General features: G+C 60.6%; 16 protein-coding genes and 1 pseudogene. 9 read left to right on the top strand and 8 right to left on the bottom strand.

Annotated features, from left to right (window positions below; translation table 11 throughout):
- Positions 1 to 103: 103 nt before the first annotated feature.
- The 4 genes and pseudogenes from ACQKPC_RS21660 (at position 104) to ilvD (ending at position 5,470) form a co-directional block, all read left to right on the top strand.
- Positions 104 to 1,183, top strand: a complete 1,080-nt coding sequence (locus tag ACQKPC_RS21660; RefSeq protein WP_427626203.1) for a SagB family peptide dehydrogenase — start codon at positions 104 to 106, stop codon at positions 1,181 to 1,183.
- On the top strand, positions 1,180 to 2,157 hold the full coding sequence (locus ACQKPC_RS21655) for a diiron oxygenase (protein WP_427626202.1): 978 nt from the start codon (positions 1,180 to 1,182) through the stop codon (positions 2,155 to 2,157). The genes ACQKPC_RS21660 and ACQKPC_RS21655 overlap by 4 nt, the downstream gene beginning before the upstream one ends.
- Positions 2,150 to 3,370 (top strand): annotated as a pseudogene (locus ACQKPC_RS21650) (MFS transporter). Before ACQKPC_RS21655 ends, ACQKPC_RS21650 begins: the two are co-directional and overlap by 8 nt.
- 258 nt (positions 3,371 to 3,628) lie before the next feature.
- Positions 3,629 to 5,470 carry a dihydroxy-acid dehydratase gene (gene ilvD, locus ACQKPC_RS21645; protein ID WP_123719714.1) on the top strand — a complete coding sequence of 614 codons (1,842 nt, stop codon included), beginning with the start codon at positions 3,629 to 3,631 and terminating at the stop codon, positions 5,468 to 5,470.
- Positions 5,471 to 5,746: 276 nt separating this feature from the next.
- Here ilvD and ACQKPC_RS21640 read toward each other — a convergent pair whose 3' ends face one another.
- On the bottom strand, positions 5,747 to 6,808 hold the full coding sequence (locus ACQKPC_RS21640) for a hypothetical protein (protein WP_007897832.1): 1,062 nt from the start codon (positions 6,806 to 6,808) through the stop codon (positions 5,747 to 5,749).
- 238 nt (positions 6,809 to 7,046) lie between these two features.
- On the opposite strand from ACQKPC_RS21640, the gene ACQKPC_RS21635 reads away from it, so the two are divergent.
- On the top strand, positions 7,047 to 8,438 hold the full coding sequence (locus ACQKPC_RS21635; protein WP_427626201.1) for an L-cystine transporter: 1,392 nt from the start codon (positions 7,047 to 7,049) through the stop codon (positions 8,436 to 8,438).
- 110 nt (positions 8,439 to 8,548) lie between these two features.
- Here the strand turns inward: ACQKPC_RS21635 and ACQKPC_RS21630 are convergent, their stop codons facing one another.
- Positions 8,549 to 9,061 carry a dihydrofolate reductase gene (locus tag ACQKPC_RS21630; RefSeq protein ID WP_427626200.1) on the bottom strand — a complete coding sequence of 171 codons (513 nt, stop codon included), beginning with the start codon at positions 9,059 to 9,061 and terminating at the stop codon, positions 8,549 to 8,551.
- Between the two features lie 85 nt (positions 9,062 to 9,146).
- Here ACQKPC_RS21630 and ACQKPC_RS21625 point away from each other — a divergent pair, with 85 nt between their 5' ends.
- Both ACQKPC_RS21625 and ACQKPC_RS21620 read left to right on the top strand, forming a co-directional pair.
- On the top strand, positions 9,147 to 10,526 hold the full coding sequence (locus tag ACQKPC_RS21625; protein WP_427626199.1) for a DUF2868 domain-containing protein: 1,380 nt from the start codon (positions 9,147 to 9,149) through the stop codon (positions 10,524 to 10,526).
- Positions 10,519 to 11,895 (top strand): GTPase/DUF3482 domain-containing protein, encoded by a 1,377-nt coding sequence (locus tag ACQKPC_RS21620; RefSeq protein ID WP_427626198.1) that lies wholly within the window; start codon positions 10,519 to 10,521, stop codon positions 11,893 to 11,895. Before ACQKPC_RS21625 ends, ACQKPC_RS21620 begins: the two co-directional genes overlap by 8 nt.
- 150 nt (positions 11,896 to 12,045) lie before the next feature.
- Here the strand turns inward: ACQKPC_RS21620 and ACQKPC_RS21615 are convergent, their stop codons facing one another.
- Entirely contained in the window at positions 12,046 to 12,753 is a 708-nt protein-coding gene (locus tag ACQKPC_RS21615) for a LysR substrate-binding domain-containing protein (protein WP_427626217.1), read from the bottom strand.
- A 74-nt stretch (positions 12,754 to 12,827) separates the two neighbouring features.
- Entirely contained in the window at positions 12,828 to 15,083 is a 2,256-nt protein-coding gene (locus ACQKPC_RS21610; RefSeq protein ID WP_427626197.1) for a heavy metal translocating P-type ATPase, read from the bottom strand.
- Positions 15,084 to 15,167: 84 nt separating this feature from the next.
- Here ACQKPC_RS21610 and cadR point away from each other — a divergent pair, with 84 nt between their 5' ends.
- Positions 15,168 to 15,617 carry a Cd(II)/Pb(II)-responsive transcriptional regulator gene (gene cadR / locus ACQKPC_RS21605; protein WP_007897786.1) on the top strand — a complete coding sequence of 150 codons (450 nt, stop codon included), beginning with the start codon at positions 15,168 to 15,170 and terminating at the stop codon, positions 15,615 to 15,617.
- Positions 15,618 to 15,740: 123 nt separating this feature from the next.
- On the opposite strand, the gene ACQKPC_RS21600 is transcribed toward cadR, so the two are convergent.
- The 3 genes from ACQKPC_RS21600 to ACQKPC_RS21590 all read right to left on the bottom strand — a co-directional run bounded on the left by ACQKPC_RS21600 (position 15,741) and on the right by ACQKPC_RS21590 (position 18,448).
- Complete coding sequence (locus ACQKPC_RS21600; RefSeq protein ID WP_008007347.1) at positions 15,741 to 16,712, bottom strand: thymidylate synthase; 972 nt, start codon at positions 16,710 to 16,712, stop codon at positions 15,741 to 15,743.
- A gap of 64 nt (positions 16,713 to 16,776) precedes the next feature.
- Entirely contained in the window at positions 16,777 to 17,583 is an 807-nt protein-coding gene (gene lgt / locus ACQKPC_RS21595) for a prolipoprotein diacylglyceryl transferase (protein WP_008007345.1), read from the bottom strand.
- 82 nt (positions 17,584 to 17,665) lie between these two features.
- The gene (locus tag ACQKPC_RS21590; protein ID WP_007897738.1) at positions 17,666 to 18,448 is read right to left on the bottom strand and encodes a sulfite exporter TauE/SafE family protein; all 783 of its coding nucleotides are present in this window, start codon (positions 18,446 to 18,448) and stop codon (positions 17,666 to 17,668) included.
- A gap of 134 nt (positions 18,449 to 18,582) precedes the next feature.
- On the opposite strand from ACQKPC_RS21590, the gene ACQKPC_RS21585 reads away from it, so the two are divergent.
- Positions 18,583 to 19,329, top strand: a complete 747-nt coding sequence (locus ACQKPC_RS21585; protein ID WP_008068022.1) for an NRDE family protein — start codon at positions 18,583 to 18,585, stop codon at positions 19,327 to 19,329.
- A 160-nt stretch (positions 19,330 to 19,489) separates the two neighbouring features.
- Here ACQKPC_RS21585 and ptsP read toward each other — a convergent pair whose 3' ends face one another.
- Complete coding sequence (gene ptsP / locus ACQKPC_RS21580) at positions 19,490 to 21,769, bottom strand: phosphoenolpyruvate--protein phosphotransferase (RefSeq protein ID WP_008068020.1); 2,280 nt, start codon at positions 21,767 to 21,769, stop codon at positions 19,490 to 19,492.
- Positions 21,770 to 21,771: the final 2 nt, after the last annotated feature.

Genomic DNA, 21,771 nt, shown 5'->3' with positions numbered 1-21,771 from the left:
TGGCTTTTCTGGTTGCGCCAAAAACCCGCTAAGTAAATGAAACGCTGGGGAGTGCCGGCTACCCAGCGTTTTCTATAGCTACGTCCAGAGCGAACCGTCCATCATGCAGATAAACCCATACTTATTCATACTTCCTCGTACGCCCGGCCAAATAGTCTGGGATTACAAAAACCATAAACAATTTGAACTTAACCTGGAATATTCAACCCGGCTTGCACAACTTATCAACAACCCCAAACTGTATGACGACAACAACAGAGTAGACACTCAACTTCTGAACTCCGGAATATTGACCCATTCAATACAAGACTCTATTGAATGGGGTTGGGATGAACTGTCGAAGATATTCCATATCGGCACCAAGAACATTCCCTGCGAACATGTCCCTCAGAACATTCATGAATGGTCGAGGCACTATCTGGACCATTGCACCGAAGTACTGGCCGCACCCGCGCCGGGCACCAGGCTCAAAGAACACCAGGCGCGCGAGCTGATTGCCCTGCCAAAACCCTCCTGCCTGCCGGAGAGCTCCCTTGCCAACGTCCTGACCGGCCGAAAAACCTGCCGCACCTTCACGGATGAAGCGGTTTCGCTAGAAGATGTCGGCACACTGCTTTACCTGTCCCTGGGCTACTTGCATGAACGCGAAAATGACGTCGACGAAACCATTGTCGAAGGTCTCGGTGCCCGGCGCAGCAGCCCGTCCGGCGGCGGGCTGAATGCCTGCGAAGGCTTTCTTCATGTACAAAACGTCAGCGGCCTTGAACCCGGGTTCTACGCCTATCATCCCGTCGACCATGCACTGAGCTTCATCAACCCGGCACCTGACTCGCCCCTGGGGCAGTTGCTGTGTGGCCAACATTTCATCAATAACCTGCCGGTGGGTCTGTTCATTACCGCTTGCTTCGACAAGTTATGGTGGAAATATGAACACTCGCGAGCCTACCGAATGGCCTTCGTGGAGGCGGGGCATATTTCCCAGACCTTTCAACTGGTGGCCACTGCACTGGGGCTGAACACATGGTTGACAGGAGCTCTGACGGACGATCAGGTCGAAACATTGCTGGGGCTTGAGAACAATCCAGAACAACCCTTGTTTTTTGTTGGCTGTGGCCACAGCGACGGACAAGTGATGTGCAAGGAATTGAAGGATCTGCTGAGCAGTCGGGAGCCGCAACAATGACCGCCCCCATCATTGCGCCGGTAGATCGCCCCTTTTCCTGGGCGCGGCGTTTCACCCTCGGCGACTGGAATACCCGCGCGTCGGTGCGAACCAGCGAGCACGACTATCTATTGCCGCCAGACCTGGAACAACAATTGGAAACGCGCCACTGGTTTCCTCCGGCCTTCCTCGCGTACCTGAAGCACCCGGCTATCGAAGCGCTGGGCCAAACCGTCATCCATCGGCTGTCGGCCAATCATCTGGTGTATTTCCTCGACTACACCACCTTGCTCGAACACCGCATCGTCAACCGATCCGTGGAAACCATCATCCACGGTGAACTGAAGGCCTGCGTCCCCCCGCGGATGAAGACCGCCGCACTTCAGCTTTATACCGACGAGGGTTATCACGCCCTGTTCTCCAACAGCCTTGCCGAGCAGGTTGCCGGGGTTTACGGGATCAGTCCGCGTCCGGTCATGCCTCACCGCATCACGCGGTTGAACACCTTGCTCGACCGCACACCTGAAAAAAACAGGGCACTGGCCTGGTTTCTCGTCGGGTTCGTGTCGGAGACGATCATTGCCAAGGATCTGCTCGACATCTGCCGTGACGACCTGGTGTCCAGCGTTCAGGCAATGCTCAGGGACCATCTCTCGGACGAGGCGCTTCACAGCCGCTATTTCTCTGAAGTGTTCCATTACCTGTGGTTGACCCTGAACAGCCTTCAACGCACGTTCGCCAGCAGGCTGCTGCTGAACATCGTCCGGATTTTCTTCGAAGCCGATGAGCGATGGATGCGGGAAAGCCTGCGCAGCGCGGGTATCGACGAGACCGCCGTCACACAGATTCTCGGAGAACTGACTAGCCGCCAAGCCACCCTTCAGCGTGCGCGATCCGGCAGTGGCGCGACGCTTGATGCTTTGAAAAAAGCCGGATTCTTCGCCCTGCCATACAACCAGCAGCTGTTCATGAAGGCAGGACTTATCGATGAATGAAGGACATTCTGCGGCAACCGCCAGACAGCGTCGGGGGGCAGTCAGCCTGTTGTTGGCGATGGTGCTGCTTGGCGTATTCCCGCTGGATGTCCTGCTTCCCTCGTTCCCTGCACTTACCGAACACTTTCGCAGCACGCCCGCCGACATTGCGCTGTCGATCAGTCTGTTTGCCGGCGGTATAGCAGCCTCTCAACTGCTGATCGGGCCGCTGTCGGATGTGATCGGACGCAAAAGGTTGTTGCTCGCCGGAATCACCGTTTCGATGCTGGGGGCGGTGGGCTGCGTACTGACCACGGACTATGTCCATTTCCTGCTGCTTCGTGTCATTCAGGCGCTCGGCTGCGGGTGTTTCGTGCTGTCACAAGCACTGATTCAGGATCTGTTCGAGGGTGAGGAACGTGACCGGTTGCGGATCCTGATGGTCACCGCCACCGGCATTTTCATCTCGGTCTCGCCGTTGGCCGGTACATTCCTGCAAGCCACGCTGGGCTGGCAGGGCAGCTTCTGGGTGTTTACCGCACTGGCCGGCGTGGTACTGCTCAAAGCCTGGCTGTTTCTCGAAAATACCCGCCCGGCAGCAACCCGCGCGCGGCCGAACATCCTCCAGTCCTACTGTGGGGTCCTGCGTGATGCCGACTTCCTGCCCTACTGGTTGATTTCAGGCTTTGCTTTCGCCTGCCATTTCTCATTCATCGTTATTTCGCCGCTGATCTTCATGGACCAACTCCAGTTATCGGCCTATGACTACTCGCTGATCCTGCTGGTATACGGCGGCGCCTACATCGTCGGCGGCATGGCTGCGATTGTGCTGGGCAAACGCATCAGTCCCCGTCATCAGATCATCAGCGGGCTGAGCCTGATCCTGCTGTCCGGCCTCATCATGCTTTCCCTTTCAAACCACGTTGCACTGTCATCGGTCACCGTCCTGGTACCGATGCTCATCTGCACCGCCGGCACCACCATTGCCCGACCGGCCGCCACCTCCAAAGCCATGAGCCTGTTCCCTGAAAGTGCGGGAACCTCGGCGTCGGCCGGCAGCACAGTGATTTTCATCTGCGGCGGGTTGATCAGTGCGCTCATCAGCTTGGGGCCGGCCAACCTGTAATCCACCCTTGGATACAGCTTCGTCATCCTGAGCAGCATGGCGCTGGCGCTCAACAGTCGTATCAATCAACGAGCCAAAAGCCCAAGAGCCAGTCCAAGCGTCGAATAACCCCGCCGATCGTCACCCCACACGCTTCATCGGCGCTGGATCAACGTTTTCCGGCATTCCCTCCTGACGCCAGCGGTGTAGAATCGCGAGATTCATCGCCATTCATCCCCCGGCGGGTTTATGAGCTCAAGCTGAAGCGCGCGGCGATCCCGCAAAGTTATCGGCAACTTCCGGGCACACGGCCATTTCCGAGTGTTCCAGACGTCAATAGAAGCTCACTTCCCCTTTTGATACCTGATTAGCCGCCCGGAGTGCTTCATGCCTGATTACCGCTCGAAAACATCCACCCACGGCCGCAACATGGCCGGTGCCCGCGCACTGTGGCGCGCCACGGGGATGAAAGATGACGACTTCAAGAAGCCGATCATCGCCATTGCCAACTCCTTTACCCAGTTCGTACCGGGCCATGTGCACCTCAAGGACCTGGGGCAGCTGGTCGCTCGCGAAATCGAACGGGCCGGGGGCGTCGCCAAAGAATTCAACACCATCGCCGTGGACGACGGTATCGCCATGGGCCACGACGGCATGCTCTATTCGCTGCCGAGCCGCGAGATCATCGCCGACTCCGTCGAATACATGGTCAACGCCCACTGTGCCGACGCCATCGTCTGCATCTCCAACTGCGACAAGATCACCCCAGGCATGCTGATGGCCGCCCTGCGCCTGAACATCCCGGTGATTTTCGTGTCCGGCGGCCCGATGGAAGCCGGCAAGACCAAACTCGCCAGCCACGGTCTCGACCTGGTCGACGCCATGGTGATCGCCGCCGACTCCAGCGCCTCCGACGAGAAAGTCGCCGAGTACGAGCGTAGCGCCTGCCCGACCTGCGGCTCCTGCTCCGGCATGTTCACCGCCAACTCGATGAACTGCCTGGTTGAAGCCCTGGGCCTGGCATTGCCGGGCAACGGTTCGACCCTGGCCACCCACAGCGACCGCGAACAGCTGTTCCTGCAGGCCGGCCGCACCATCGTCGAGCTGTGCAAGCGTTACTACGGCGAGAACGACGAGTCGGTGTTGCCGCGCAACATCGCCAACTTCAAGGCGTTCGAAAACGCCATGACCCTGGATATCGCCATGGGCGGTTCCACCAACACCATCCTGCACTTGCTGGCCGCGGCCCAGGAAGCCGAGATCGATTTCGACCTGCGCGATATCGACCGTCTCTCCCGCCATGTGCCGCAACTGTGCAAGGTCGCGCCGAACATCCAGAAGTACCACATGGAAGACGTGCACCGTGCCGGCGGGATCTTCAGCATCCTCGGCTCCCTGGCCCGTGGCGGTCTGTTGCACACCGACCTGCCGACCGTGCACAGCAAGTCCTTGGCTGAAGGCATCGCCAAGTGGGACATCACCCAGACCACCGATGAAGCCGTGCATCACTTCTTCAAGGCCGGCCCGGCGGGCATCCCGACGCAAACCGCGTTCAGCCAGTCGACCCGTTGGGAAACCCTGGACGACGACCGTGAAAACGGCTGCATCCGCAGTGTCGAACATGCTTACTCGAAAGAAGGCGGCCTGGCCGTTCTGTACGGCAACATCGCTCTGGACGGCTGCGTGGTGAAAACCGCCGGCGTCGACGAGTCGATCCACGTCTTCGAAGGCAACGCGAAGATCTTCGAAAGCCAGGACAGCGCCGTACGCGGCATCCTCGCCGACGAAGTGAAGGCCGGCGACATCGTGATCATTCGTTACGAAGGCCCGAAAGGCGGCCCGGGCATGCAGGAAATGCTCTACCCGACGTCTTACCTGAAATCCAAAGGCCTGGGCAAAGCCTGCGCCCTGCTCACCGACGGCCGCTTCTCTGGCGGTACTTCGGGCCTGTCCATCGGCCACGCTTCGCCAGAAGCCGCTGCCGGTGGCGCGATCGGTCTGGTGCAGGATGGCGACAAGGTTCTGATCGACATTCCGAACCGCTCGATCAACCTGTTGATCAGCGATGAAGAAATGGCCGCCCGCCGTGCCGAGCAGGACAAGAAAGGCTGGAAACCGGTGGAAGTGCGTCCACGTAAAGTGACCACGGCGCTCAAAGCCTATGCCCTGTTGGCCACCAGCGCCGACAAGGGTGCGGTACGTAACAAGGCGATGCTCGACGGGTTGTAATACTTAACCGTCGAACAAAAAAAATGCCCCGCCAAGTGCGGGGCATTTTTTGATCGTTCCCACGCTCCCGCGTGGGAATGCCTCAAGGGACGCTCTGCGTCCAGTGACGCGGAGCGTCACGGGCTGCATTCCCACGCAGAGCGTGGGAACGATCAAACACTGGAGATCAACTGTGGGAGCGAGCCTGCTCGCGAAAGCGCCGGGTCAGTCAACACCAATGCTGAATGACACACCGCCTTCGCGAGCAGGCTCGCTCCCACATTTAGATCCTCGGTCCTACTGAATCTCTTCAGGCTTGACGATCACCCAGTTCTTGTCCGCCGTCACCGCCAATCCTTCTTTCGCCTGGGCTGCTGCGTTTTTGGCCATCATGCCGTTAATCTGGGTCATGTATTTGTCTTTGCGGTTGACCCACAAATGGATACCGCCCTTGGACACGTCGACGCTGTGGAACAGCATGTAGCCGTCGCTGGTCGGGGTATCGCCGCCCACCAGGACCGGTTTTTTCCATTCATCGATGTAGGTCAGAATCGCCGCCTGCTTGCCGGCCATCCAGGTTGCCGGGGTCCACAGATACGGCGTCAGCTCGAGGCCCAGGTTGGCCTTCTCGTCATACTTGCCCGCGGTGACCTGCTTGCGCGCGGTGGTCAACTCGCCGGTCTTGCGGTCCTTGAGCAACAGGCTCACGCCGATCACGTTCTGCGGTTTGACGTTATAGCCGTACTTCGGATCGGAGGCGACCATTCGCACCAGTTCTTCGGAGGCGGCGGTCATCACGTAGACCTCGATGCCGTTCTCCATCAGCTTGGTGTAGAGCTCTTTCTGACCGGTGAAGATTTTCGGTGGATTGACATCGATGGTCTTGACCACGTCGCCATCGTAATAAGTGCTAGGCACCGGTTTGCCTGACGCCATCAGCTCGTCGACGTTGGTCTTGAGTTCCTGAAGCGTGAAGCCGGAAAACACTTGGGCGACCCATGGATAGCAAACCATGTCGTCTAATTCGCAGAGGCGATAGTAGTAGCTGAACAGGCTTTCCTTATGGTCGGCGGTGTCCTTGAACGGCATCAGTTTCAGGGAGGGATCGAGTGACTCGCGAGTGATCAGGCCCTTGTTTTCCATGAACGGAAGCAACGATTCTTCGAGGTCGTAGCGATAACTGGTGTTGTCCATGTCGAACACCGCGAAGTTACCTTTGTTGGCGTTGGCCGCGATCATTGCGTCCAGCGCCTTGGCCTGATCGGCTGGCCAGTGCTTCAAATCTGTGGCGAAGACCTGGCCGGCAAGGCCCAGTCCCAAACTCAGTGCGGCAGCCAGAAATTTCGGTGCGAGCTTCATCTGCGTTTCTCCCTGATTCAAAGATATCGACGCTAACAAATCTGTATGACAGTCCCCGCCTGCCCGCGACCGCTTGCATCCTGATTCCGCCAACTGCATTCCTCACAGCGGCATCGGCTTATTCCAAAAACGACAGTTCACCGCTGTTTTTGATATTAAATCATTACATATCAAGCTGTTAGGCTTACCGGTTCGCAGTCACACACGAAGGTGGCTGGCACAAGTCTATGGAGCTTCTATGAATCTGCCGCTGATCCTCAATCTGCTGGTGTTCCTCGCCTTGCTCTTTGGCCTGGCGCAAACCCGTCACACCACCTGGAGCCTGGCGAAAAAGGTTCTGCTCGCGCTGGTACTGGGCGTGGTATTTGGTGTCGCTCTGCACACGATTTATGGTGCGGGCAACCCGGTACTGAAAGCCTCGATCGGCTGGTTCGATCTGGTGGGCAACGGTTACGTGCAGTTGCTGCAAATGATCGTGATCCCGCTGGTGTTCGCTTCGATCCTCAGCGCTGTGGCGCGCCTGCACAACGCTTCGTCGCTGGGCAAGATCAGCTTTCTGACCATCGGCACGCTGCTGTTCACCACCGCTATCGCGGCGCTGATCGGCATCGGCCTGACCAACTTGTTCGGCCTCACCGCCGAAGGCCTGGTCGCCGGCACCCAGGAAATGGCTCGCCTGCAAACCATTCAGAGCGACTACGCGGGCAAGGTCGCCGACCTGAACGTGCCGCAGCTGTTGCTGTCGTTCATCCCGCAGAATCCGTTCGCCGACTTGGCTCGCGCCAAGCCGACCTCGATCATCAGCGTGGTGATCTTCGCAGCATTCCTTGGGGTCGCAGCGTTGCAACTGCTTAAGGATGATGTCGAGAAAGGTCAGAAAGTGATCAACGCCATCGACACCCTGCAAGCCTGGGTGATGCGTCTGGTACGCCTGGTGATGAAGCTGACCCCGTACGGCGTATTGGCGCTGATGACCAAAGTGGTCGCCGGCTCCAACCTGCAAGACATCATCAAACTCGGCAGTTTTGTGGTGGTGTCCTACATTGGCCTGGGCTTGATGTTTGTGGTCCATGGCATGCTGGTGTCAGCTGCCGGGATCAACCCGCTGCGCTTCTTCCGCAAGATCTGGCCGGTGCTGACGTTTGCCTTCACCAGCCGCTCCAGCGCCGCCACCATTCCGCTGAGCATCGAAGCCCAGACCAGCCGTTTGGGGATTCCACAGTCCATCGCCAGTTTCGCCGCCTCGTTCGGCGCGACCATTGGCCAGAACGGCTGCGCCGGTCTGTACCCGGCAATGCTGGCGGTGATGGTCGCGCCGACTGTGGGCATCAACCCGCTGGATCCGCTGTGGATCGCGACGCTGGTGGCGATTGTGACGCTGAGTTCGGCGGGGGTGGCCGGGGTCGGTGGCGGCGCGACATTCGCCGCATTGATCGTGCTGCCGGCCATGGGTTTGCCGGTGTCACTGGTGGCGTTGCTGATTTCGGTTGAGCCGCTGATTGATATGGGTCGTACGGCGTTGAACGTGAGTGGTTCTATCACCGCTGGGGCGATTACCAGCCAGATCATGCAGCAGACCGATAAAGCACTGCTGGATGCGGATGAGCATTCGGAGTTGGCTCACGCTTAACCCGTACTGATCGTTCCCACGCTCCCGCGTGGGAATGCCTCAAGGGACGCTCCGCGTCCAGTGACGCGGAGCGTCACGGGCTGCATTCCCACGCAGAGCGTGGGAACGATCTACGTGCGCTCCCACACCTCAAAGCTATACGCCGGCTTGTCGCCTTCCGCCGGATTCGGAACATTCGACACCAGCTTCCACTGGTTCAAATCAAACTCCGGAAACCACGCATCCCCTTGCGGGCTCAGCGCCACGCGGGTCAGGTACAGCCGATCAGCCTGTGCCAACCCTTGCGCATACAACTGCGCCCCGCCAATCAGCATCACCTCATCGACGCCCTGCTCGTTCGCCCATTCCTGCGCCCGAGCGACGGCAGCCTCCAGCGACGGATAAACCTCCGCGCCTTCCAGCTGCAGATCCGCCTGACGGCTGACCACGATGTTCAACCGGCCCGGCAGCGGACGACCGAGGGAATCCCAGGTCTTGCGCCCCATGATGATCGGTTTGCCAAGAGTGGTGGCCTTGAAGTATTTGAAGTCCCCCGGCAAGTGCCAGGGCATGCTGTTGTCGACGCCGATCACACGGTTTTCACCGAGGGCTGCGATCAGGCTGAGGGGGAGTGATTTAGTCATGTCGGCGAGGATACCAGAGCCTCCCTTACCCCGATAAGCGTCACAGCGGTTATGCTCACCGCTCAATTAAGCGACGGGATGCCGCGTGACTGAACTGACCCCACTGCAAAACCTCTGGCTGAGCGAAACCGTGCGCCTGCGTGAAGAACACGCAGGCCCCTTGGACGATCTGGAAGCCAATCGAATCGCCCGTAGCGCCGGCGGCGACCTGCCGACGCGCATTCAACGCCGCGCCCTGTGGCTGGCCGAGCGCGACGGACAGACCCACGCCCTCAAACATTGGCTGCAAGGCGCGCGACTGGCGCTGATCGTGCTGGCCGTTCTGGCCGTGATCAGCGGCGCCGGCCTGGCGTTTGCCGCGTTGGGCGACGGCCAGTCCCCGGTCAATGTGTTCTGGGCGTTGGGCAGTCTGCTCGGGCTGAATCTGATTCTATTGCTGAGCTGGGCCCTGGGCCTGGTGTTCGCCGGAGAACAAGGCGCCGCCCTCGGACGCTTATGGCTGTGGCTCAGTGAAAAACTCGCCCGCGATGCCAACGCCGCGCAACTGGCCCCGGCCCTGCTGCTGTTGCTGCAACGACAGAAACTCAATCGCTGGGCGCTGGGCGTGCTGGTCAACGGGTTGTGGTTGCTGGCGATGCTCAGCGCCTTGGTAATGGTGCTGACGCTGATGGCGACCCGGCGCTACGGTTTCGTCTGGGAAACCACCCTTCTCGGCGGCGACACCTTCGTCGCCATGACCCAAGCCCTCGGCGCCCTGCCGGCCTTGCTCGGTTTCAGTGTGCCCAGCGTGGAGATGATCCGCGCCAGCGGCGATGCTGCGCTGAACATCGAAAGTGCCCGCCAGGCCTGGGCGGCGTGGCTGGTTGGGGTGCTGCTGGCGTACGGTGTTTTACCGCGATTGCTGCTCGCATTGTTCTGCCTGTGGCGCTGGAAAACCGGTCAAGCAGCCCTGCATCTGGATTTGAACCTGCCCGGCTACGCCCAACTGCGCGAACGGCTGATGCCCACCAGCGAACGCCTGGGCATCAGCGATGCTGCGCCAGAACAACTTCATCGGGTTGAAAGCGCTGCCAGCGATCTGCAAAGCGATGGCTCGCTATTGGTGGCCATCGAGCTGGACGACCAACGCCCCTGGCCGCCGCAGTTGCCGAAAAACGTCAACAACGCTGGCGTCCTCGACAGCCGCGAATCCCGGCACAAACTGCTCGAACAGTTGAGTCGTTTTCCCCCGGCCCGGCTGGCCATCGCCTGCGATCCACGGCGTTCGCCGGACCGTGGCAGTCTGGCGCTGATTGCCGAACTGTCTCGCAGCGCTACCGCCACCCGCGTGTGGTTGTTGCAAGCGCCGCCCGGCGAAGCGCTGGATGCCGAACGCCTGGGCGATTGGCATGTTGCGCTACGACAACTGGACCTGCCGTTCGCCGATTGCGCGCCGTTGAACTGGCTGGAGACGGGTCATGACTGATGCCTGGAAACAGCCCTTGAAGCTCGCCGTGGTCGGCCACACCAATGTCGGCAAAACCTCGTTGCTGCGAACGCTGACGCGAGACGTCGGCTTCGGCGAAGTGTCCCATCGCCCCAGCACCACTCGCCACGTCGAAGGCGCGCGATTGTCGGTAGACGGCGAGCCGTTGCTCGATCTGTTCGACACTCCGGGTCTGGAAGACGCCATCGCCCTGCTCGACTACCTCGAGCGCCTGGAACGTCCCGGCGAACGCCTCGACGGCCCGGCACGACTGGCGCGTTTTCTGGAGGGCAGCGAAGCCCGGCAGCGCTTCGAACAGGAAGCCAAGGTGCTGCGGCAACTGCTCGCCTCGGACGCCGGCCTCTATGTGATCGACGCCCGGGAACCGGTGCTGGCCAAGTACCGCGACGAACTGGAAGTGTTGGCCAGTTGCGGCAAACCGCTGCTGCCGGTGCTGAATTTTGTCAGCAGCGCCCAGCATCGCGAACCTGATTGGCGTGAAGCCCTGGCGCGTCTCGGCTTACATGCCTTGGTGCGTTTCGACAGCGTCGCGCCACCGGAAGATGGCGAGCGTCGACTCTATGAAAGCCTCGCGCTGCTGCTGGAAAACTCCCGCGAACAACTGGAGCGCTTGATCGCCGACCAGCAGGCCCAACGCCTGGCCCGTCAGCAGAGTGCAGCACGGCTGATTGCCGATTTATTGATCGATTGCGCCGCCTGTCGCCGCAGTGTGGTCAGCGAGGCGGCGCAGGAACAGCAGGCGATCAGCGAACTGCGCAAAGCAGTGCGTCAGCGCGAACAACGCTGTGTCGAGGCCTTGCTCAAGCTCTATGCCTTCCGCCCACAAGACGCGGCGGCCAGTGACTTGCCGCTGCTCGATGGTCGCTGGGGCGATGACCTGTTCAACCCGGAAACCCTGAAGCAGCTCGGTGTGCGGGTCGGCGGCGGCATCGCGGCTGGCGCGGCGGCCGGGGCCGGGGTCGATCTGCTGGTGGGCGGCCTGACCCTCGGCGCCGCGGCACTGGCCGGAGCGATTGCCGGCGGCGCCCTGCAAACCGCCCGCAGTTACGGCAGCCGTCTGCTGGGCAAGATCAAAGGACAGCGAGAACTGACCGTCGACGACGGCGTGCTACGGCTGTTGGCCTTGCGCCAGCGGCAATTGCTGCAAGCTCTGAACCAGCGTGGGCATGCGGCGATGGACAGCATTCAGGTCGCCACGCCACAAGACAAAACCTGGCGCGAAGGCAAACTGCCCGAAGCGCTGAACAAGGCGCGGGCGCATCCGCAGTGGTCGTCGCTTAATCCAAATTCGAAGTTGAGTCAGGGGGAGCGCCAAGAGCAGGTTGAGGTGTTGGCGCAGCAGTTGTAGAGCCCGAGTGATGTGCTGTTCAGGCGGGCCCCTTCGCGAGCAAGCCCGCTCCCACATTGGATCTGCGTCGTACACAAAATCTCTAATCACTGAAGATCAAATGTGGGAGCGGGCTTGCTCGCGAAGGGGCCGGCACAGTCACCGCAGGACTTAAGCCGGAGCCATTTCCTGCGCCAACCCGAGAAACGCCGCCGGCAGCCGCGCACCTTTTCGCTCCTTGAGGCAATACAGATACTCAGGAATCTGCGGCGCATTTTCGATGGTCAGCACCCGCAATTGCGGATCGTGAGGCACTTCCTGCCGAGCAATGATGCTGATACCAATGTTGCGCAATACCGCCTCACGAATCGACTCGCGGCTGCCAATCTCCAGCAACGGCCCGAAACGCACCCCGGCGCTGGCCAGCAACTCTTCGGTCAAGCGCCGAGTGGTCGAGCCCGATTCGCGCATCAACAAGGTATGCCCCGCCAACGCACTGAGCGGCACATGATCATGCACCGCCAGCGGATGATTGCGATGCACCGCCAGCACCAACGGATCACTGCCGAGCACGCGGCGGATCAGCCGCGCATCGTCCAGCAACTGCGAGGACGCCGCGACATCGACCCGGTAATCCTCCAGCGCCTCGAGCACCTGTTGGGAGTTGCCGATTTCCACCGACACCTCCACTTGCGGCAAGCGCTCGCGAAAGGTCTTCACCAGGTCGAGGATGTAATACGGCGCCGTGGCGGCGATGCGTAACGTGCCCTGGACCTGACCGCTGTTGCGCAGGAAGAACTCAATGTCGGCCTCCTGCTGCAGATGCCGAATCTGGGTCGTTACCGTCGGTTGGCTCAGGCCGAGTTTTTTCGCCGCCAGGGTAATACTGCCCAACCGGGGCAACCATGTAAAACGCCTTCAGCTCGGCACTCAGCACACCCTTCCCTCATCGTCTATTTGCGCAACAGGCGCAAACCGTTGAACACCACTAACAGGCTCACGCCCATGTCAGCGAACACCGCCATCCACATGGTGGCGAGCCCGGCGAAGGTTACCCCAAGAAAGATCGCTTTGATGACCAATGCGAGGGCAATGTTCTGTTTGAGGATATTCGAGGTCTGCCGCGACAGGCGGATGAAGGCCGGAATCTTGCGCAGATCGTCGTCCATCAGAGCGACATCAGCGGTTTCGATGGCGGTGTCGGTGCCGGCGGCCGCCATGGCGAAACCGATCTCGGCCCGCGCCAGTGCCGGGGCGTCGTTGATGCCGTCGCCGACCATCCCGACCCGATGGCCTTGGGCATAAAGCGTTTCGATGGCTTGCAGCTTATCGGTCGGCAACAGATCGCCCTGCGCCTGATCGATGCCCACGTGGGCGGCGATGGCCTGGGCGGTGTGAACGTTGTCGCCGGTCAGCATCAGGGTTTTGATGCCCAACTCATGCAACTGCTGGATCGCTTCGCGACTGGACGCTTTCACGGTGTCCGCCACGGCGAACAGCGCCAGGGGGCCCGACTTATTGAGCAACAGCACCACGGATTTGCCCTGTTTCTCCAGAGCAAACAGCTGCTCTTCCAGCGCTGGTGAACACAGGCCCAACTCTTCCACCAGACGGTGGTTGCCCAAGTGGTAGAGCTCACCGTTGAGCTCGCCGCGCACGCCACGACCCGCCAGGGCTTCGAAGTTATCCACAATCAGCGGCACCGGATGTTTATCCGCAGCCGCATTGGCGATGGCCAGCGACACCGGGTGATCCGAACGACCGGCCAGTGCCGCCGCAATGGCCGGGGCTATTTCATCCGCGATTGGGTCGAGGGACAAATAGTCGGTCTGCACCGGTTTGCCGTGAGTGAGGGTGCCGGTCTTGTCGAGGGCCAGGTAATCGAGTTTGTGGCCGTGCTCCAGATAGACGCCGCCCTTGACCAGAATCCCTTTGCGCGCCGCAGCCGCGAGACCGCTAACGATGGTCACCGGGGTAGAAATCACCAATGCGCACGGGCAGGCGACCACCAGCAACACCAGCGCCCGGTAGATCCAGTCGAACCACAGCGCATCCATGAACAGCGGCGGAATCACCGCTACGGCCAGGGCCAGGATGAACACTGCCGGGGTGTAGATTTTCGAGAAACTGTCGACGAAACGCTGGGTCGGGGCGCGTGCACCCTGAGCCTGTTCCACGGCGTGAATAATCCGCGCCAGGGTCGAATTGTTCGCCGCCGCGGTTACCGTGTATTCCAGCGAACCGGACTGGTTGATGGTGCCGGCGAATACTTTGTCGCCGATGGCTTTCTCCACCGGCAGGCTTTCACCGGTGATCGGCGCCTGGTCGATGGTCGAGCTGCCGGACAGCACTTCGCCGTCCAGACCGATCCGCTCGCCGGGACGCACCCGCACCCGCGCGCCCAGTTCGATGTTTTTAACCGGTTGTGCGACCCAACTGCCGTCGGCCTGCTGCACCGTGGCTTGCTCGGGGGTCATCTGCATCAGCCCGCCAATGGCGTTGCGCGCCCGGTCCAGGGACCTGGCCTCGATCAACTCGGCCACGGTGAACAGGAACATCACCATCGCCGCTTCCGGCCATTGACCGATCAGAATCGCGCCGGTCACTGCGATGCTCATCAGCGCGTTGATGTTCAGGTTGAGGTTTTTCAGGGCGATCCAGCCCTTTTTGTAAGTGCTGAGGCCACCACTGAGGATCGAGATCAGCGCGATAACCGCCACTACCCAGTTCGGCGCCGCGTTGGTGAAATGGATAACTTCAGCTGCCAGCGCGCCAACGCCGGACAATGCCAATGGCCACCAGGGCTTTTTCTCAGGCGCCGGGATTGGCGCTTCGACGCCCGGCTCCAGCGGCTCGGCGTGCATGCCGAGGGACTTGATCGCATCGATGATCGGCGCGGTGCCTGGCAGGTCATGGGTCACGCCCAACACCCGGTTGATCAGGTTGAATTCCAGTTGCTGCACACCCGACAGCTTCCCGAGTTTGTTCTGGATCAGCGTCTGCTCGGTCGGGCAGTCCATGGCCTCGATGCGGAAACTGCTCAGCCGCGCACCGGCGGTCGGCGTTTCGCTCAACTTGATCAGCGACGGCGCTGCTGCTTTGGAGGAACAGCAGGAATCCCCGTGGCCGCCATGGTCATGCTTGGACACAGGCTGCAGCTTGTGGCTGTGATCGTGCCCGGGTTTGTGGGTGTGAAGAGAATCGCTCATTGGTCGCGTCCATGAAGGTGCCTGTTGCCAAGTAAAGACCCTGTAGCCACTATAGGGTCAAGCACCCTTTTGGAGATTGTCGCGATGAAAATCGGAGAACTGGCGAAACTCACCGACTGCGCCGTGGAAACCATCCGCTACTACGAGCGCGAAAACCTGCTGCCGGAGCCGGCCCGCAGCGACGGCAATTACCGCGTCTACACCCAGGCCCACGCCGAGCGCCTGACCTTCATCCGCAACTGCCGCACCCTCGACATGACCCTCGAGGAAATCCGCAGCCTGCTGGCCCTGCGCGACAGCCCGCAGGATCAATGCGAAAACGTCAACGCGTTGATCGACGAACACATTCACCATGTGAAGGCTCGAATCGACGGCTTGCTGGCCTTGCAGACACAATTGCTCGACCTGCGCCAACGCTGCAGCGAAGGGCCGGATATCGATCAGTGCGGGATTTTGCAGCGGCTGGAAGTGAGCGGCGGGGTTGTGGCGACGGAGGTTGAGCATTCTCATGTCGGCCGAAGCCACGGCCACTAAGAACACCACAAATCAAATGTGGGAGCGAGCCTGCTCGCGATGGCGGCCTGACAGTCAACAATAATGCTGAATGTGACGACCCCATCGCGAGCAGGCTCGCTCCCACATGGATTGCGCTAAATCTTAAACCGCCATCGGCGCGGTCATCGGCGCGTGGTGCTCATAGCCTTCGAGCGAGAAATCGCTCGGCTCGATCAACTCCAGCCATTCCGGCTGATAAACACCGGTCTTGGCAAACTCCGGCACGCGGTCGGATATCTTCAGCTTCGGCATGGCGAACGGCTCGCGCTTGAGCTGTTCGTTGAGCATGTCCAGGTGGTTTTCGTAGACGTGGGCGTCACCGATGAAATAGGTGAACCAGCGCGGTGTGTAACCGGTCAGGCGACCGATCAGGCTCAGCAGCGCGGCGCCTTCGGTGAGGTTGAACGGCGTGCCCAGGCCCAGATCGTTGGAGCGGATGTAAAGGGTCAGGGAGATTTCCCTGGTCTCGACATTCGGGTGAAACTGGTACAGCAAGTGGCACGGTGGCAGGGCCATTTCGTCGAGCTGCGCAACGTTCCAGCCGTGGAACAGGATGCGACGGCTGCCTGGGTCCTTGATGATGGTGTCGACGCACTGGCGGATCTGGTCGATCGCCTTGTACAGCACCACATAGGCCTGACCGTCTTCTTCGCCTTCGGCAATCTGACGATAACCCTGGCTCAGGGTCTGCTCGATGGCGGCCTGATTGCTGACCGGAATCTGCTTGTACGCCGGCCATTTGCGCCATTGCACGCCGTAGATCTCGCCGAGGTCGTCTTCGCCCTGACGGAACGGGTTGGCCAGCCACTGCGCGTTTTCGTTGGCGTTCTGGTCCCAGACCTTGCAGCCCAGCGCCCGGAATTCGGCGGCGTTGTTCACCCCGCGCAGAAAACCGCACATCTCGCCGATGGCGGATTTGAAGGCCATCTTGCGAGTGGTGATCGCCGGGAAACCTTCCTGCAGATCGAAGCGCAGCATCGCGCCCGGAAAGCTGATGGTGTTCACGCCGGTGCGGTTGGCCTGTTTGGTGCCGTTCTTGATGACGTGGGCGACCAGTTCGAGATATTGCTTCATGAATTACCTGTGTCCTTGAACCCGGGACCATCGCCCCAGGGTTCGAATTTATAGCGCCTGCTTCTTATACAGCAGCTGCGGGGGCCGCCGGGGCGCGCCGATAAGCCAGCCAGATCAGGAACAGCCCGCCGACGATCATCGGTACGCACAGCACTTGGCCCATGGTCAGCCAGTTCCAGGCCAGATAACCCAGTTGCGCGTCTGGCACGCGAACGAATTCGACGATGAAGCGGAAGATGCCATAGAACAGCGCGAACATCCCGGACACCGCCATGGTCGGCCGCGGCTTGCGCGAGAACAGCCAGAGGATGGCGAACAGCGCCACACCTTCCAGCGCGAACTGGTACAGCTGCGACGGGTGACGCGCCAGTTGCGCCGGATCAGTCGGGAAGACCATCGCCCACGGCACGTCGGTCGCCTTGCCCCACAACTCGGCGTTGATGAAGTTACCGATACGCCCGGCACCCAGGCCGATCGGCACCATCGGCGCGACGAAGTCCATCAGCTGGAAGAACGACTTGTCGTTCTTTTTACCGAACCACAGCGCCGCCAGCATTACACCGATAAACCCGCCATGGAACGACATGCCGCCCTTCCACACTTCGAAGATCAGGGTCGGGTTGGCCAGATAGGCGTTCAGATCGTAAAACAGCACATAACCCAAACGTCCACCAACGATGACACCCATCGACATCCAGAAGACCATGTCGGAGAGTTTCTCCTTGGTCCAGGTCGGGTCGAAGCGGTTCAGCCGGCGTGATGCCAGCCACCACGCGCCGCCGATGCCGATCAGGTACATCAGGCCGTACCAGTGGATTTTCAGCGGACCGATGGCCAGGGCCACCGGGTCGATCTGCGGGTAAGGCAGCATTGCGACTCCTCGTTAGAGTTGAAACCTTCAAATTCCCGGGCAACGCTGTCACGCCAGGATTAAGCCAGGATTGCGCTACGCGTCAGAGCAAGAAGCTCAAGCCGACGCAAAACAGCAAAGCGGCAAACAGTCTTTTCAGCAAGCGCGGCGACAGCCTGTGGGCCAGTCGCGCACCGAGGCGGGCGAATACCATGCTGGTCAGGGCAATCCCCAGCAGCGCCGGCAAATAAACAAAACCGAGACTATGGGCCGGCAGCAGTGGATCGTGCCACCCCAGAATCATGAAACTTAATGCACTGGCCAAGGCGATTGGCAGGCCACAGGCCGACGAAGTGGCCACCGCTTGCTGCATCGGCACGCTGCGCCAGGTCAGGAACGGCACGGTCAACGAGCCGCCGCCAATCCCGAAAATCGCCGAAGCCCAGCCAATCACACTGCCGGCCACGGTCAGACCGACTTTGCCCGGCACCGTTCGGCTGGCCTTGGGTTTGAAGTCCAAAGCGAGTTGAACGGCGATGATCAGCGCAAATACACCAATGATCTTCTGCAAATTCGGCCCGGAAATCGCTTCGGCAGTCAGCGCGCCGAAACCGGCACCGATCAGAATGCCAAGGGTCATCCAGGCAAAAATCGGCCAACGCACGGCGCCGCGGCGATGGTGCTCGCGAACCGCATTGACCGACGTAAAGATGATCGTCGCCAGCGAGGTGCCGACTGCCAGATGCGTCAGGATCGACGCATCAAATCCCTGCAAGGTGAAACTGAACACCAGCACCGGGACAATGATGATCCCGCCGCCTACCCCGAACAGCCCGGCCAGCACGCCCGCACAGGCGCCCAGCGCCAGATAGAGCAGAAATTCCATGGCCGCATCCCCAAGCATCCCGAATCAGGAGCGGCATGGTAACGGAAGCATGGCCTCGGGCTCCACTGTGGATGGCGATGGATCGATGAGCGATGTCTGCGTAGAGTGAGCAAAAAACACACAAGGACCACCTTATGTGCCTGATTGTTTTTGCCTGGCGACCGGGTCATGCCCAGCCACTGATCGTGGCGGCCAACCGCGACGAATTCTATGCCCGGCCCAGCCTGCCCCTGGCGCAATGGCCGCAAGCCCCGCACGTGTATGCCGGTCGCGACCTTGAGGCTGGCGGTACGTGGCTCGGGGTCGGCGCCAATGGGCGCTTCGCCGCGCTGACCAACATCCGTGATCCCCTTCAGCCGCCGGCGCGCAAGTCGCGAGGCGAACTGGTGGCGCAGTTTCTCAGCGGGGACATGTCGATTGACGACTATTTAAAGGACGTTGTCGGACGTTCGCCTGAATATGCCGGGTTTAATCTGTTGATTGGCAATGCCAACGAGCTATGGCACTTCAATGCCCGGGAGACGGAGGCGGTCATGCTCCAGCCGGGCATTTATGGGTTATCGAACGCGGGGCTTGATACGCCGTGGCCGAAAGTGCTCAAGGCGAAGGCAGCATTGAGCGAAGTATTGGGCGATCCGCAGCCGCAGGCGCTGTTAGCCTTGCTGAGCGACCCGCAGACGGCACCGCTTGCCGAACTGCCGGACACTGGCGTGGGACAGGCCACCGAGACGTTGTTGTCGAGCGTGTTTATCAAGAGCCCGACTTACGGGACACGGGCGAGCACGGCGTTGATTGTTCAGGCGGATGGGGGAAGGCATATGGTCGAAAGGAGTTTCGGGCCGTATGGGGGGCATTTGGGGGAGGTAGAGATCAGGATTTGAAGCTCGGGCTATTAATTGTGGCGAGGGAGCTTGCTCCCGCTGGAGTGCGAAGCGCTCCCGATCCGGCCAATGCGTTCTTTCAGAAAGATCGCATCGGCCGGATTACGACTGCTTCGCAGCCGAACGGGAGCAAGCTCCCTCGCCACAGGCCCTCAGCCTTTTAAAGGGTTTTGACCGAAGCCGGATTGATCATCCGCGCCAACCCAAGGTTCTTCAGCGCCAGTTGCAGCGAGCTGTGGATAACTTGCGGGTTGTCGATGGTCATCAGCTCAGCCAGCAATTCCTTGGCCTTGCTCAGGTTGATCTGACGCAGCATCCACTTCACTTTCGGCAAGTTGGTAGCGTTCATCGACAGGCTGTCGAAGCCCATCGCCATCAACAACACCGCCGCCGCCGGGTCACCGGCCATTTCGCCGCAGATACTTACGGGCTTGCCTTCGGCATGAGCATCACGCACCACGTTCTGCAAGGCTTGCAACACTGCCGGGTGCAGGTAGTCGTAGAGATCGGCCACCCGCGGGTTGTTGCGGTCCACGGCCAGCAGGTACTGGGTCAGGTCGTTGGAGCCGACCGACAGGAAGTCCACTTGTCGCGCCAGTTCCCTGGTCTGATACACCGCCGCCGGAATCTCGATCATCACGCCAACCGGCGGCATCGGCACGTCGGTGCCTTCGTCGCGAACTTCGCCCCAGGCCCGATGAATCAGGTGCAGGGCTTCTTCCAGTTCATGGATGCCGGAAATCATCGGCAGCAGAATACGCAGGTTGTTCAGACCTTCGCTGGCCTTGAGCATGGCGCGGGTCTGCACCAGGAAGATTTCCGGATGGTCGAGGGTCACACGAATGCCGCGCCAGCCGAGGAACGGGTTGTCTTCCTTGATCGGGAAGTACGACAGCGCCTTGTCGCCGCCGATGTCCAGGCTGCGCATGGTCACCGGTTGCGGATGGAACGCGGCGAGCTGCTCGCGATAGATTGCCAGCTGCTCCTTTTCGCTCGGGAAGCGCTGGTTGATCATGAACGGCACTTCGGTGCGGTATAGACCCACGCCTTCGGCACCGCGCTTCTGCGCCCGCGCCACGTCCGCCAGCAGACCGGTGTTGACCCACAGCGGCATGCGGTGGCCGTCGACCGTTACACACGGCAAGTCCCGCAATGCATCCAGCCCGAGGGCCAGCTGTTTCTCTTCCTCGACCACTTCGGCGAACTGCTTGCGCAGCACGTCACTGGGGTTGGTATAGACCTCACCGTGGTAGCCGTCGACGATCATCTGGATGCCGTCGACCTTGGAGTACGGCAAGTCGACCAGGCCCATCACCGTCGGAATACCCATGGCGCGCGCCAGGATCGCCACGTGGGAGTTGCCGGAGCCGAGTACCGACACCAGACCCACCAGCTTGCCTTCCGGCACCTCGCCGAGCATCGCCGGCGTCAGTTCTTCGCTGACCAGAATGGTGTTGTCGGGGTAGACCAGGGTCTGCTGCCGCTCTTCCTGCAGATAAGCCAGCAAGCGCCGCCCGAGATCCTTGACGTCCGAGGCGCGCTCACGCAAGTAGGCGTCGTCCATCAATTCGAATCGGTTGACGTGTTCGGTGACCACCTGACGCAACGCGCCCTGAGCCCACTGACCGGTCTTGATCACCGTGGTGATTTCGCTGCCGAGCGAGGCATCGTCGAGCATCATCAGGTAAACGTCGAACAGCGCCCGCTCTTCAGGCCGCAGTTGGGTCGCCAGCTTGGCGGACAAGGCCCGCATGTCGGCGCGCACACCTTCGATGGCGGTCTTGAACAGGCCAAGTTCCGCATTGATGTCGGTGATGGTCTTGTCCGGCACCACATCCAGATCGGCCGGCGGCAGCATGACAACCGCGGTTCCGACCGCCGCGCCCGGCGAACCCGGTACACCGACGAACTTTGCTTCCTGGATACCTTTGCCCTGCCGACCCAGGCCACGGATCGAACCGGTGGCCTCGGCGTGGGCGATAACGCCGGCAAGTTGCGCGCTCATGGTCACGAGGAAGGCTTCTTCACCTTCATCGAACTGGCGGCGTTCTTTTTGCTGAATGACCAACACGCCGACAACGCGACGGTGGTGAATGATCGGCGCCCCGAGGAACGAGGCGTAGCGCTCTTCACCGGTCTCGGCGAAGTAACGGTAGCGCGGGTGATCCGCGGCGTTTTCGAGGTTCAGGGGTTCTTCACGCGTGCCGACCAGGCCGACCAGACCTTCGTTGGGTGCCATGCTGACTTTGCCGATCGAGCGCTTGTTCAAGCCCTCGGTGGCCATCAGCACGAAGCGATTGGTCTCGGGGTCAAGCAAGTAGACCGAGCAGACCTGGCTGCCCATGGCCTCTTTGACGCGCAACACAATAATCCCCAACGCCGCCTTGAGATCCTTGGCGGAGTTAACTTCCTGGACGATCTTGCGCAGCGTATTGAGCATGG

Origin of the sequence: Pseudomonas sp. NPDC089918 (assembly GCF_050280605.1) — a bacterium.
Classification (GTDB): Bacteria; Pseudomonadota; Gammaproteobacteria; order Pseudomonadales; family Pseudomonadaceae; genus Aquipseudomonas.
The sequence above is the reverse complement of the archived record's forward strand: the minus strand, read 5'-3'. Positions and strand labels throughout refer to the sequence as shown.